General features: G+C 53.0%; 10 protein-coding genes and 5 pseudogenes. 8 read left to right on the forward strand and 7 right to left on the reverse strand.

Features of this window, described 5'->3' with window-relative positions:
* The 5 genes and pseudogenes from RC74_RS13505 to RC74_RS21820 all read left to right on the forward strand — a co-directional run.
* Positions 1-1,325: pseudogene (locus RC74_RS13505) on the forward strand (TRAP transporter large permease).
* Between the two features lie 138 nt (positions 1,326-1,463).
* Positions 1,464-2,363 (forward strand): annotated as a pseudogene (locus RC74_RS13510) (DUF3604 domain-containing protein).
* A 1-nt stretch (position 2,364) separates the two neighbouring features.
* On the forward strand, positions 2,365-2,562 hold the full coding sequence (locus RC74_RS22255; protein ID WP_052274882.1) for a DUF3604 domain-containing protein: 198 nt from the start codon (positions 2,365-2,367) through the stop codon (positions 2,560-2,562).
* A gap of 986 nt (positions 2,563-3,548) precedes the next feature.
* Positions 3,549-3,710: a hypothetical protein gene (locus tag RC74_RS22725; RefSeq protein ID WP_156477477.1), complete on the forward strand. Its 162-nt coding sequence runs from the start codon at positions 3,549-3,551 to the stop codon at positions 3,708-3,710.
* Between the two features lie 627 nt (positions 3,711-4,337).
* Positions 4,338-5,143 (forward strand): annotated as a pseudogene (locus RC74_RS21820) (transposase); the annotation flags it as partial.
* A gap of 266 nt (positions 5,144-5,409) precedes the next feature.
* Here the strand turns inward: RC74_RS21820 and RC74_RS13545 are convergent.
* Positions 5,410-6,641, reverse strand: a pseudogene (locus RC74_RS13545) (IS110 family RNA-guided transposase).
* 136 nt (positions 6,642-6,777) lie between these two features.
* On the opposite strand from RC74_RS13545, the pseudogene RC74_RS13550 reads away from it, so the two are divergent.
* A pseudogene (locus RC74_RS13550) lies at positions 6,778-7,134 on the forward strand (integrase core domain-containing protein); the annotation flags it as partial.
* Between the two features lie 247 nt (positions 7,135-7,381).
* Here RC74_RS13550 and RC74_RS13560 read toward each other — a convergent pair.
* Positions 7,382-7,597 (reverse strand): hypothetical protein, encoded by a 216-nt coding sequence (locus RC74_RS13560; protein WP_038999986.1) that lies wholly within the window; start codon positions 7,595-7,597, stop codon positions 7,382-7,384.
* Positions 7,598-7,737: 140 nt separating this feature from the next.
* Here RC74_RS13560 and RC74_RS13565 point away from each other — a divergent pair, with 140 nt between their 5' ends.
* A complete protein-coding gene (locus tag RC74_RS13565) occupies positions 7,738-8,091 on the forward strand; it encodes a GlsB/YeaQ/YmgE family stress response membrane protein (protein ID WP_218918077.1) in 354 nt (117 codons plus the stop codon).
* Between the two features lie 74 nt (positions 8,092-8,165).
* On the opposite strand, the gene RC74_RS22265 is transcribed toward RC74_RS13565, so the two are convergent.
* The 5 genes from RC74_RS22265 to RC74_RS13585 form a co-directional block, all read right to left on the reverse strand.
* A complete protein-coding gene (locus RC74_RS22265) occupies positions 8,166-8,306 on the reverse strand; it encodes a hypothetical protein (RefSeq protein ID WP_156477478.1) in 141 nt (46 codons plus the stop codon).
* Positions 8,307-8,342: 36 nt separating this feature from the next.
* Positions 8,343-9,284: an META domain-containing protein gene (locus tag RC74_RS13570; RefSeq protein ID WP_052274557.1), complete on the reverse strand. Its 942-nt coding sequence runs from the start codon at positions 9,282-9,284 to the stop codon at positions 8,343-8,345.
* Positions 9,285-9,774: 490 nt separating this feature from the next.
* Positions 9,775-10,788, reverse strand: a complete 1,014-nt coding sequence (locus RC74_RS13575; protein WP_038999985.1) for a HupE/UreJ family protein — start codon at positions 10,786-10,788, stop codon at positions 9,775-9,777.
* On the reverse strand, positions 10,785-11,633 hold the full coding sequence (locus RC74_RS13580; RefSeq protein WP_038999984.1) for a peptidyl-prolyl cis-trans isomerase: 849 nt from the start codon (positions 11,631-11,633) through the stop codon (positions 10,785-10,787). Before RC74_RS13580 ends, RC74_RS13575 begins: the two co-directional genes overlap by 4 nt.
* A gap of 181 nt (positions 11,634-11,814) precedes the next feature.
* Entirely contained in the window at positions 11,815-12,519 is a 705-nt protein-coding gene (locus RC74_RS13585) for a GntR family transcriptional regulator (RefSeq protein ID WP_038999983.1), read from the reverse strand.
* Between the two features lie 168 nt (positions 12,520-12,687).
* On the opposite strand from RC74_RS13585, the gene RC74_RS22535 reads away from it, so the two are divergent.
* Positions 12,688-12,933, forward strand: coding sequence for a hypothetical protein (locus tag RC74_RS22535; protein ID WP_038999981.1), 246 nt, complete (start codon positions 12,688-12,690; stop codon positions 12,931-12,933).
* Positions 12,934-12,945 lie beyond the last annotated feature (12 nt).

Here is a 12,945-nt window from a genome sequence, read left to right on the forward strand (position 1 = left end):
ATGGAATGGCTTTCCCTCCTCACAGACTTCAAGGCTATGGGCATTGAATGGGCGACATTCGCCATGTTCGCAGCCCTTTTGCTTTTGCTCATTACCGGAATGCCGCTGGCGTTCGTTACCCTTTTGGTCGCTTTGATATTCGCTCTGGGTTGGTTCGGACCTATGGCCGTGCCGCTGATCACCAGCCGGATTTTCAGCTTTGTGAATTCGTTTGTATTCGTGTCCGTACCGATGTTTGTTTTGATGGCCGCCATCCTCGATCGGTCGGGCATCGCGCGCGATTTGTTTGATGCTATGCGGCTGGTTGGCGGACGATTGCGCGGCGGCATCGCCATTCAAACCTTGCTTGTTGCGGTCATTCTCGCAGCGATGTCAGGTATTATCGGTGGCGAAGTTGTGCTTCTCGGCCTTATCGCTTTGCCGCAAATGTTGCGCCTTGGCTACGACCGCAAACTTGCAATCGGCGTGTGTTGCGCAGGGGGCGCGTTGGGCACGATGATCCCACCGTCCATCGTTTTGATCGTCTACGGGCTTACCGCAAACGTGTCGATTGGTGACCTCTTTACGGCCTCCTTCCTCCCCGGATTGATGTTGGCAGGTCTCTATGTCGTTTACATCCTCATTCGCGCCTACCTAAACCCGTCACTGGCTCCAATTCCAGAACAAGGCGAAATCCCAAGAGCAGAAAAACTGCGCCTGCTCAAAGGCTTGTTCCTGCCGGGGTTGGTTGTGTTTTTCGTGCTTGGGTCGATCTATGGCGGTATTGCCAGCGTGACCGAAGCCTCCGCTGTGGGTGTGTTTGGCGTGACTTTGTCCACCATAATCCGTGGCGAATTTTCAACGAGTTTGTTGCTCGGCGCGGCGCGGCAAACCCTTGCAACCGTTGGAATGATCGTTTGGATCGGGATCGGGGCCACGGCCTTGGTTGGCGTGTTCAATTTAATGGGCGGTATCAACTTTGTTTCGTCGCTCATCACCGGTATTTCTGACGAGCCGATTTTGATTATCCTGTTTATGATGGCCATCCTCTTTGTGCTTGGCATGTTCCTTGATTGGGTCGGAATTGCCCTTTTAACGATGCCAATCTTTGTGCCGATTGTCGTATCTCTCGGCTATGATCCCGTTTGGTTTGGTGTTGTCTTTGCCATGAATATGCAGGTGAGTTTTCTATCGCCACCATTTGGTCCCGCCGCGTTCTATCTCAAAAGCGTTGCGCCCAAAGACATCTCGCTGGGGAAATCTTTCAGTCGCTTTTACCCTTCATCGGGTTGCAAATTATCGCACTCGGACTGCTCCTCGCGTTCCCTGGTATCACGGGTCGTTAGGAAAGTGCCCATTTCGAGGCGTACCATTTCACCAAGTTCAAATTGGGAGATCGGAATTGAACTTGATCCCCCTCTGAGCCCGCGCCAAAAAGGGGCGCGTGCCAGATTAATCGTAATTGAGCCAGAGCGTGATCAAGCATGCTCACCCTCCACCGCATCGTTATTTTCCGCGACGGACCTGAGCGCGCTGGCCAAGTCGAACCCTGTACCACAACTCACCCAATGGGGGCGATTGATCCGCGCAAACTTTGGGGGTGGTTGCAAAACTATTTGGACAAAACGGGCGGTGATGTGGCAGCGTTTCCACACAACGGGAACCTGTCGAGCGGCATGATGTTCGTACTTCAGGTCGGTTTTGCCGATGGCACTCCGCTGGACGCCCACTATGCCGCACCACGCCAGAAATGGGAGCGTCTTTACGAAGCCACCCCTACGAAGGGCGAGGGCGAAGCACATTATTTGTTCTCTCCTGACTATGAACCCGCCGATTTTGAAACAGCGAATTATGGCAGTCTTGACGCGACCCAAGCGAAAATCGACGGTATGTTGGCTGGCGAATATCCGCGGTCTGGCCTGCAACGCGGCTTGATGCTGGAAGAGGCGCTGAGTGTGAATCTGTTCAAATTCGGCATGGGCGGTGCGGGCAACGATCACATATCGATGTCTAGTCCAGAAAACGATAGCTTCATTGAAAAAAAAGCGCCCTATGAGCCCTCCGAACATCGGGTCGTCAACGAAGAGAGTGAGTTGATTGCTTTGTAAAGTTAAGAGCTGGGCCCCGAACTCGACAGCTATGAGTGGCGTGCTGTTTGCTGCGATAGAGCGCTGTGAGGTGGGCCGTGTATGTGCGTGCGTCTATTTGGTGGCTGGGATTTCGAAGACGATGACGCCCTGCGTCGAGACTTCGTGGTCGTTTGCTGTAGCAAAGGGGGGCCGATGGGGAGCGACCTTGTTGCCGCGACCGAAGAAGGGCGTTCGCCCGAGTTTTGGTTATGCATTATGCGCCCCAAGCAGGACCAATTCAATTGGCTCGGCTGAGTTGGGGATAGTATGGGCAGACCCAGATTTTGCTCCTGCTCTCAAAGCGTTCTATTACGCTCGCGTCATCGAAATTCCGACCCCGCACTGGACGGCCGATGATCGCGTAAAATACGACCAAGATCTCCCCGTGACGGTCCCCTTCAAAATACAAGATCGGGCCTATACCTCGCTGATTTGGTACACCCAACAGGGCTAAATGATTCATCGAAATATTTGGTCTGTGGGGCTAAAATTGAGCGTGGGAAGGCGCATCGGTCCAGTATTTCGGACGGCTGAATTTAATGCCCCAGCCGCCTCCTTGGAAAATAATCAACAGGTAGGAGGATGAAAATAAATGAGACATATCAATCATATGGTCCTTAGTGCGGCACGAATGGGCGCCATAAGGCGGGCGCTGTCGAATTTGAGATATCCGAAAACTATGCGCGTGCCGTGGTTAATGAATCGTTCAAAAGCAATACTCAGGACGTTGGCTCAATCACATACCGCCACGACCCCGCGCTCATCCCGATTGATGAACAGCCTGCTTTGACTATGAACCGTGATACCGTTTATTTCTGTGGTCTTTGCGCCAACTCGCACCCCTACGCATTCCCCTGCCAAGACAGGCTTGGGGAAATAGAGAATACCGTCCGACATGCTCGGATTTTAGGCCTTGGGCGACAGACCACATCGGCAAAGGACTAGTGAGGATGGTTGCCTCATAGGGCGGACCTTCCTGTTCCAGTATTCTTTTCAATTTGCCCAATTCGTTAGCCGGAAGCGATCCGACTTTTGTTACGTTAAGCGAGATGATAAGGGGGGCGCCCACCGAGACCGTATAGTGAAGAGGAAAGCGCTGTGCGTCTAAAAACTGGACATCTACTCGGCGTGTTGACCATGTTTTGTTGAAGGCCTGCCTCGGCCTCAAAGCCTGCGCCGTTGGAGGCTTTGTGGTTTTCCAGCGTGAGGAAATTCCTGTGTGGCTTAATGGCTCTGTCACTGCGCGACCAAAGGCGAAACCCGCAAAACACCCAAATTTGTCCTCCTACATCACAGACAAGTGCTTGCGCCTCAACTGTGACGTCACAAAAAACGCCTCCGCACCAAGGTCAAATTTTAGCGTCCATTTGGAACAAACCGCCCGCAGGACGCCCGTTGCCAATTGCGGATTCTTGACGATCTGCCCGATCTGACGGTCGCTTGGCCAAAACTGTCGCGCACAAATTCGTAACGGGGGCTTTGGGCCTGTATTTCGGCATTGAGCGCCATGAGTTTGGTATGGGGCGCCGTCGAAAGGTGCCGCCACTTTTGGAGCACCTGCGAGATCTGGTTCGGTTTCTCGTTCAAGGGTGCTTGCTTTAAGTTGGTGAACTTTTTCGTTGTCCGAGCAAATCCAGCAGAGCGCATAATCGATTTCCCCGAACCGATCCTACCGACTGGAGATGAAGTCCAGTGCCACGATATTTGCGATGTCGGTCATCTAATTGGCGACTTACTATCTCATCTGCAATCGGTTTGCTCGAGCGAAGCGTAAAAAAAGGTGCGGTGATTTGGAAATCATTTATTGCCCTTTGCCCCATCCGGATTTGCGTGTGCGGTTGCGCGTCTCTTTTTAGGACAACGATGGCACCTGCGGTGGCGACAAAAAATGTAATGAACTGGAATAAAAGGGCAATGATGGATGTCCTAGCATCGGAAGCCTGAGTGCCGAGTGCGCCATAATTCCACGCAGCATGCAATAACATCGGAACGATAGCCGTACCGCTGACTCTGCGTGCGACGTAAAATCCACTACCAATAATAAACGTAAAGATGCCCTGATATATGCTCGTGCCTAGCGTGGGGCCAAAATGCAGTTTGGAACATGCATCAAGCCGAAGGCCAACGAAGAAAGGAGCCGAACTCTCGTTTCCGACAAGGATTGACCTGCCCCCCGAAACTTCCCTCACTTTGATGTAGAGTTTGCTCAACCTTTGAAGGAGCAAACAAATGCGACAGAGCCGTTTTACTGAAGCCCAGATTATTGGGATGATCAAAGAACAAGAAGCTGGGATGCCAACGGCTGAGGTGTGCCGCAGGCATGGCCTCAGTCCCGTGTCATTCCACAAGTTCAAAGCCAAATACGGTGGCATGAACATTTCCGACACCCATCGCCTTAAAACTCTGGAGGACGAGAACGCCAAGCTGAAGCGTCTTCTGGCAGACTCGATGTTGGACAACGTTGTGTTGAAGGATTTGTTGGGAATGAGCTGACGACACCGAATGTGCGACGGGCTTCAGCACGCAAGGCAATGCGGGATCATGACATCTCGCAGCGCCGTGCGTGCAGGCTTGTCGGTGTCGATCCCAAGACTGTCCGGCGGGATCATCCGCCCGATAATCCAGAGGTTCGCGAAGATATGAAGGCAATTGCCAGCAAACGGCGGCGGTTCGGCTATCGCCGGATCGGCGTGCTCTTGGAACGTAAGGGAATGATCATGAACCACAAGAAGCTGTATCGCATATACACCGAGGAAAAGCTGGGCGTCAGGCGGCGAAGGGGCCGAAAACTTGCGCGTGGGTCGCGGACACCAATGCCGTTGGCTTTGCGTCCAGGCGAGCGTTGGTCCTTGGATTTTGTGTCCGACACATTTGGTGCATCCCGCAAGTTCCGCATGCTGGCTGTGAATGACGATTTCTGCCGCGAAAACCTGTGCTTGATGGCTGACACCAGCATCTCCGGGGAGCGGGTTGCACGGGAACTGGATGCTCTTGTGCGGCTTTACGGGAAACCTGCGTGCATCGTCATAGATAACGTCCTATGTGCGGAATAGTTGGCTGATTTGGCATCAGGTCATTGTCGTGTCGAGGCGAGGCGTCTCAACATGTTCAAAGCATGGCTTAGTTCGGCTTTTTGGTCAACGACAGTCTCTCCCATAACAAACACAGAGTACGCTTTTGCGGCTCTCACCGTCCTTAAGACTAGATCATCGGGTCGCTAACACAGAAGGCCTGAACATTATCTACGAGGTCAGTTGCCTACCTCCACGGCCCTTACAGAGAAAGGTCCTTCTGCGATCGATCACCCCTCAAAGAAGGGGCGATAGGGTTCGCCATGTTTAATGATCCCATGAACAGTACGGGCCATCTTGGCGGCGATTGCGGTATATGCTTTGCGGCGCAAATGTTTGTTGTGGCGGTCCTTCGCGATGTAGCGTTCGAACTTGTCTCGAAAGCTGTTGGTCCGCTGCAGAATGGCGACCTGGCCTGCCATCCAGAGGGTGCGGCGCAGTCGGGCATTACCATATTTTGACAGCTTGGTTTGGCCCCGGAATGTGCCCGATTGGATCGTCGCGAGGTCCATTCCACAGAACTTTAAGAACTGTCGGTGATGTGCAAACCGGCGCAGGTCACCTGCTTCCGCCAGAATGGTCAGGGCGTTAACCGGACCGATGTCAGGGACCGATGTCAGCAATTGATAGTCAGGCAGATCTTTGAGAAGCGCCACGGCACGATCCTCAATCTGATTGCGTTGCGCGATGAGACTGCGACCTTCACCGAGGACCAAACGGAACATGCCGATCGCGTCAGAATCGGGAGCAATAGGCAGCCCCACAGATGCTTTGGCGGTCTCATAAATGTCAGCAAGCAAACGTTCTTTTGCAACCTTACGGCCCACAACGTCCCAGGCGTCAGCGGTAAATGCGTCCTTGCTCATGGCTGAGATAAAGTGTGGTGATGGATAGCGCTCAAGGAATGCAAAGAACCAGTCGCTGCGCGAGCTGCGGTGAAAGCGGTCGGCTTCGGGTAAATACAGCGGCAGGTAATGTGTCAGCACTCGGTGCCACAGTTCTGTCTTTGACTTGGACACGTGTCATGGGTTTTAGACAGCTCTTGGATGTCGTTCGTTCCACACACCAGTGGGTCGTGATAAAACTGCTCATTCCCGATCTCCATCATGTGAAGGATGGCCTGAGCGTCCTTGGGGTCGTTCTTGTCCCAGCTGTTATGCAGAGCTTCCCGGGTACGCGCCAAAGCCCATGACGATACCAACTTCACCTCAAAGCCTGCGGTTGCGAGGTGATAAGCAAAGGCGCGGTGGTAATTACCAGTCGCCTCAAAAGCTGCGCGCACTGGACGGCCATAACTGGCCAATGATGTGATCAACCGCTGGAAGTCCTCCATTTGGTTGAGGACAGTCAAACGGCGGCGGCGCTTTTTGCCTAGAATGGCTATCAAAACTTCATGCCGTGCTTTGGCGATGTTGATGGCCACTAAAACTGCTGCATCTTGTGCAATAACAATCTCGGTCATAGTCGGTCTCCTTTGCAGTGTGGTTTGTTGCAAAAACTACTGTAGGGACCTGAGGCGAGGCTATGACCACCTGCTGCGCCATTTGGGGGCTGCGCAGGCGGTCATAGCCTCTCAACCAGCATCATTCCGAAGGTGTTACGGAACCGAGTTCACAAGCCGTGCGATCCTGAAGTGGGCCGGCGATAACAATGTGGATTGGCACTACATCGATCCCGGAAAGCCGCAGCAGAATGGCTTCATCGAAAGCTTCAACGGTAGCCTCCGAGACGAGTTGCTGAACGAAGAACTGTTTGACACGTTAGACGATGCCCGCCGTAAACTGGCCCTTTGGCGATACTACTACAACAACGTCAGACCGCACTCATCGCTGGGAAACCAAACACCCGTAGAAGCGCGTCGAGCGCTTGAGCTATTTGAAGGCTCCGCGCACGACGCGCTTGCCCAAACTGACAATGAAGAATATGAAAACCAAACCCGCAAACTCTCGTTATAAATGAGGGAGCCTTGGGGGGCAGGTCAGGATGAACCCCGCGCGGCAACGATTGAAACGCCGCGGGTGAGGGCTTCCTCGTTGCAGCCAACAGTCAGTGTTGCGATGACCAATAGCACCAAATGAGCGGTCGTGGGCACGTCCATTCGATGGGTACGCAATTTAACGCAACAAACGCGAGCACAACCAGTACGAAGGGCCAAAGCGCCCACCGAGGCCCCGCCCGTTTTGTTTCCAACAGAACGGGCCGCTACCATCCAAGATAGCTGATCGCCCCCGTTGGAAAGACAGTCTCAAGGCGGAGGGGCAAAATAATATTGGTCAAGATCGTATCAAGGCTAACGAGGTTTTTGTAGGCGACATCAAGAACCGTCCATGTTCCGACAATCACCAAAAGGTAGCCAAGCCAAACTGTGAGGCCCCTAGTTACGCTTGGTTGGATTTGGGTCCAAAAAATGACTTTCAACTCCCAAAGGAATGCACGGAGTGAAGGTGAAGAATAATGTTGCAATATCAATCAAGACGCGCATACATTTTAAATGTTAGCGGCAATAAAAGAATTATTCTGTCAATCCCATCTGAACTCAAAGTAAGGATAAAATAGACATGAAACGTATTTTTCCATTATCCCTCTTCATGATCGCTGCGGCCGCGCCCGTTCTGGCTCAGTCAGAAGGGGCCGAGATAGCAGGTGCCGCAATGGGCGGGATCATCGGCCTTTTGATCACCATCGTCGTTGGCGCAGCGGTTGGTTGGGTTGCAAGCCTGATCGTTAAGGGCGGCGGTTCTAGTTTACTCGGGGATATTCTGTTCGGTATCGGCGGATCGATCCTCGCGGGGTGGTTGTTGCCGAAACTGGGCATATCGCTTGGTGGAGGCTTTGTTGGTGGCTTCATTGCTGCGGTGATCGGCGCGATTGTGCTTATTCTTATCGTGCGCGTTATTCGCAGAGCAGCTTAAGCGGAAGATGTTGACGCAAGTGTTGGCTTCGATCCGGTGACGATGTTTTGCGCGACCGCGCTTTTACCGTAGCCTTATTTCTCAATGTTGGACTGGGTAAAATCCAGTCCAATCACTCTTTGTTTTGGATTGCCATTTGCGGTCCACTTTCGCCTTTCGACGGGCGGGAAAACCTCAAAATGGCCGCTGTCCCAAAGCAAACGCACAAGTGCCATTTGAACACCCCAAAAAAACCGACACGCCCCTGCAGCTTATTGTTCTTGATCCCATGGGGGAACGCTAAAGGCATCAGCCTCTTCAGAGCTGCCGGGCTCTAGGAACTCGTGGAGGGACGCGTCGGTAAAGGAGGTCCAGAAGCCTTCTTCCATCGCCTGATTATGGATTGCAAAGCCGCCTTCGCTCTGACGCTGTTTAAGGAACTGGAGGTAGGCATCTATGGGCTCTAGTCCCGATTGTTGATAGATTATGCGTCCGCTATATTGTTCGTAGAGCGCTTTGTTGATTTTCCACTGACGGATGAGGCCTATTGCCTTTCCGCTCTCCATGGTTTCAATCTCGGCGGTTGCTTCTGGCGTCAAAGTGTCTCGTTTACTTGTACCGACTTCAGCCTCGCTCTGCCGCATTTTTTTAAGGAAGGTATCAATTTCGACCGTCGTCGCCTCGATTCCTCGCTCTGCGGCGTATTGATCGAACAGGCGGCTCACTATTGTCTTCTGCAACTCATCGGCATCCGTGGTTGATAATTCCTCGCCCAAAACCGTAGCGGTTGCGCTTGTGTCCTTAAGTGGTGCGAATTCGATGATCGCGCCGTCGGCCATCGTGGCAAGGAACAAACTTTCGTCCTTCATCCTATAGCTGCGCACCCGTTCCAACTGTGCCAGATATTTGTCGGGCAGAGAACCGGACGGGCACATGGCTTGCGTCGAGGCGATGATACCGAAACGCAACTCACTAGGCGAGTCGGAGGTCCACTCCCCCGAGCCGCGGTTACAGTCCGCTTGCATTGCAGCCATGCTATCTGTCAAAAATTCGAGAGTGTATTTCGTTGTGTCCTCGGGTACGTCCACACTGTCATCCATCGACTGGATTTCGACGAGCCGCCAAGACGTCCCTGTAAGATCGTTGGCGCTTGCGGTGATTGCACAAGTCGCAGAACTGACGAGGAATACCAGTTGGACAAAAAAGCGATTCATATGTGTTTCCTTTGATCGCTGAGAACGAAATATTACAGGTTTTCGCCAAGCATGGCGTCCACTTCCCGATCCGTTGCGTTTACATGGCCTGTTGTGGAATTGTGTATAACGTTTGGATTAGAATTGTCAGAAGAAAATGCCTTTAGGTAGACAGGGTGGTGGTTTAGCGCCTACTGCTCTCGTGAAATGGAACTTTCGATCCTTCACCACCATTACAACTTGTTTTTATTCGGGGACAGGTATTTTACAGCCGAAGCCATTTTAAACACGACGGACCCGCCGCTTTTCATGGGCCAGACACCACAAAATCCGCGTGGCAGATCGTGACTTGCGCATAACGATCCGAGGAACTTTACCGTCCTCATCGCCGACGCAGATCAAAGACAATTCCTAGGTTCCGTCCGTGTTTTGTTCAGCTCCCGCAACGAAGCGGCGGACAACCAAAACGCGCCAGCGTTAAATCTTCAGGGGGCCTTACAAGATGGCGTGTTCAAAACAGCGCTAGCCTTTGCACAAACCAAAAAGCCGCCACGCCGCCAATTCCATAGCCAATGGTGATTAGGGCGACGCCTTGTGGTTGCAATGCTTTTCTGGCGTTTTTTGGGGCCAAGCGGAGCAACAAGTATCCCAGCAATAGCACAACTGTGATGAACATGAGTTGGCCGATTTCCACACCTACGTTGAAGGAAAACAGGGCCAACGGAATGTCGCCCTCGGGCAGGCCGATTTCGACCAAAGCGCCAGCAAAACCAAGGCCGTGCAGCAAACCAAAAGCAAATGCCACGGCCCAAGGATAGCGCACAGTTAGCGTTTGGTGGTCCTTGGATTGTTGCACCAATTCCGATGCGAGGAACATAATCGACAACGCGATGACCGCTTCTACGGGAGGCGCAGGGAGCGTGACCCAGCCAAGCGTCGCCGCCACGAGGGATATACTATGGGCGACAGTAAAGGCCGTTATCGCTGCCACCAAGGGACGCCAATTTCGGATGAGCAACAACAGGGCAAGCACAAACACGAGGTGATCAATCCCGCCAAGGATATGCTCCACGCCTAGCGCCACATAGCTTGTAAAAACGCCAAAGGTACTTGGCGTCGCGGGGATCACAAAGGACGGGGTACGTGCCGTCAGGCGCATCGTTTGCCCCGTTTCGCTATCGAGGGTATAACGCACGAGCACGTCGGTATTGGTGTTTTCCAACCCTTCAATCGTGATCTCGTTGCCCGTCAGTCCGCCCACGCATTCCGTCGTCCAGCGCGAGATATACGCGTAGCCATCGAATTGGGTGCTGGGCGGGCGTTGGTACGCACAGTTTTCCGGCAACACGGCTTCGATGGACATGGGTTGCCCTGAAACGGCGGGTTTGCGCCAAGTCACACGCCAGTTTTCGGCCTCTAAAGGTTCGAGTTCCAGATACCCGGGTTCAAGCGCATGTGCATGAGCGGACGGAACGGGCGTTCCAAGGAAGGCCAGCATGAGGCCAAGGAGAATAAGCCGGATCATTGCGTCAACATCGCGCTATAATCACCAACTTGCACGTCATACCTTGCGCGCAGGTTTTGGATGTTCCGCGCTTTTTCGGTCTCTGCGTTTTGGGTTTGCCAGTCCTGAGTAACCCGCTCTTTAATGGATTCAAGGGGCACGGTTTCAGTGGGTTCAAAGCTTTCGACGCGCACAAGATGTACACCAAAGGACGACATAATTGGCCCCTGCCAAAGCTCCAACAGTGTCACGTCGATTGCGTCATAGAACCCGATGCCAAAGCTGCGATCCACATTGGCGCGCGTGGAGCCCCTGAGCGTCGAGGGGAGCAAGGTTGGAACGCCTAATTCTTCGGTCGGTTGGCCATTGCGAACCGCGTCCTGTACCGCCGAAATCTGGGCGTCAGTGGCGTTCGTGCCGAGGTGGATTTGTTCAAAAGTAACAATGGGATCTAGCGTGTAATCCGCAGAATTCGCCTCATAATAGGCTTTGAGCACGGCCTCGTCAGGGGGCGCACCCACTGTATTGACGCCCGTTATGAAATCCATCTTTTGCCGAAGGCGCTGGCGGATTACAGCATCGTCTTGATCAAGCCCCAAGGCCAATGCCTCGCGCACCAAGACTTCTTCTTGTACAAAGCCGTCGACCATTCCGGCCATCTCGTCTTGTGTGGGGAGCCGCATCCAAGTGGCGCGAAATTGTTCCGCGATGCGCACCAGATCCGCGTTGTCCACGACAAGCAAGTTTTCCTGCTGTTTGACTGGCCGCTCGTTGAGCGCTGCAAAGGTTGCAAAAACGAGTCCGCCAACAAAAATGAAATGCAGTAATGGCTCTCTTAATAGCTTTAAAATGGTGTTTTTTATCATGTTTTCAACGGATGCCTTTAGAAAAAGGAGGGGAAAAATTCGGTGCACGTTATGGCCGAATTTGCAGGGGCACAACACGAAAAAGGCTTGCGAAGGCTAATTCGATCCGAGCATCAAGGCGGAAGTATCAAGGCAAATCTTCGCGAAGAAGGTGAGGTTGATACCCGCTAGAAAACGCGGGTTAGGACTGTTTGTGCATGGGTTTTGTTTCCAAAGCACCGTCGTTAACGACGGCGTCAATCAAGATGCGCGTGGTAAGTTCGAGATGCTCTCGCATCGCAATACTCGCTGCGGTTTTGTCGCGACCGATCGCGGCATCGGCAATCGCCTTGTGCTCTGCGGTCACATCACGCTTGCGACTATCTAGGGGAACGGACACGCTGCGATATCGTTCGGATTGCGCGAAAAGCGTCTCGCGAATGCGCAGCAACCACGGGCTGTTACAGGCCGATACCAGAGCTGTATGGAACCGATTATGCGCTGCGGCCCAGTCTTCGTTGACACGGTCGGGATCGTCCGGATCTTGGAGGCTGATCCGGGACAGTTCAAACTGCGTTGAAACAATGCCGGTTTCCCATTTCAAATCGCCATTCTCGATAGCATTTTCGAGGCAACGGCATTCGATAAGAATGCGCGTTTTGGTAAGGTCTTCCAACTCCGATTGCGTGATCGAGGCAACGCGATACCCCTTGTTGGGTTCAGCCACCACAAGCCCTTCAGAGGTGAGACGGGACAATGCCTCGCGCACAGCACCAAGGCTGAAGCCAAGGGCACTCACGAGGTCAGATATTTTTATTTTTTCGCCAGGTCGCAGGCGACAGGCCAGAATATCCGAACGGACCTTTTCATAGGCCTGCGCTGTTAGGTTCTGAGTCTTGGCCGCCATAGGTTGATCCCCTTTTGCCGATACCTATTTCATGAACATCTACTATATCGCAATAGTATACTGTTGCCCATTCCACAGTCACGACTGCGAGATACGGTAAATAAAATATTTTTATAGACTGATACATTATAGCAAATTATGGTTTCCCTATCTTATCAAAGAACTGACATGAAATTTGCCGCATTCGAATTTGCTGGGCAGCGCGGGCTCGCCATAGAGGTTGAGGGCGCGTTTCGTGGCCTTATGGCACAGGACGAAGGGTTTTCCGGCGATCTGCTGACATTGATCCGCGCCGGAGCGCCGGCCCGCAAAGCCGCGGCAAAGGCGCTTGGGAATGGTCCCGTTATCGACATGGCGGCGGTCGCGTATCTTCCCCTGTGGCAGAACTCGAGAAGATTGTGTGTGTTGGGCTGAACTATCGCGATC

Origin of the sequence: Falsihalocynthiibacter arcticus, from assembly GCF_000812665.2 — a bacterium.
In the GTDB taxonomy this organism is placed as follows: domain Bacteria; phylum Pseudomonadota; class Alphaproteobacteria; order Rhodobacterales; family Rhodobacteraceae; genus Falsihalocynthiibacter; species Falsihalocynthiibacter arcticus.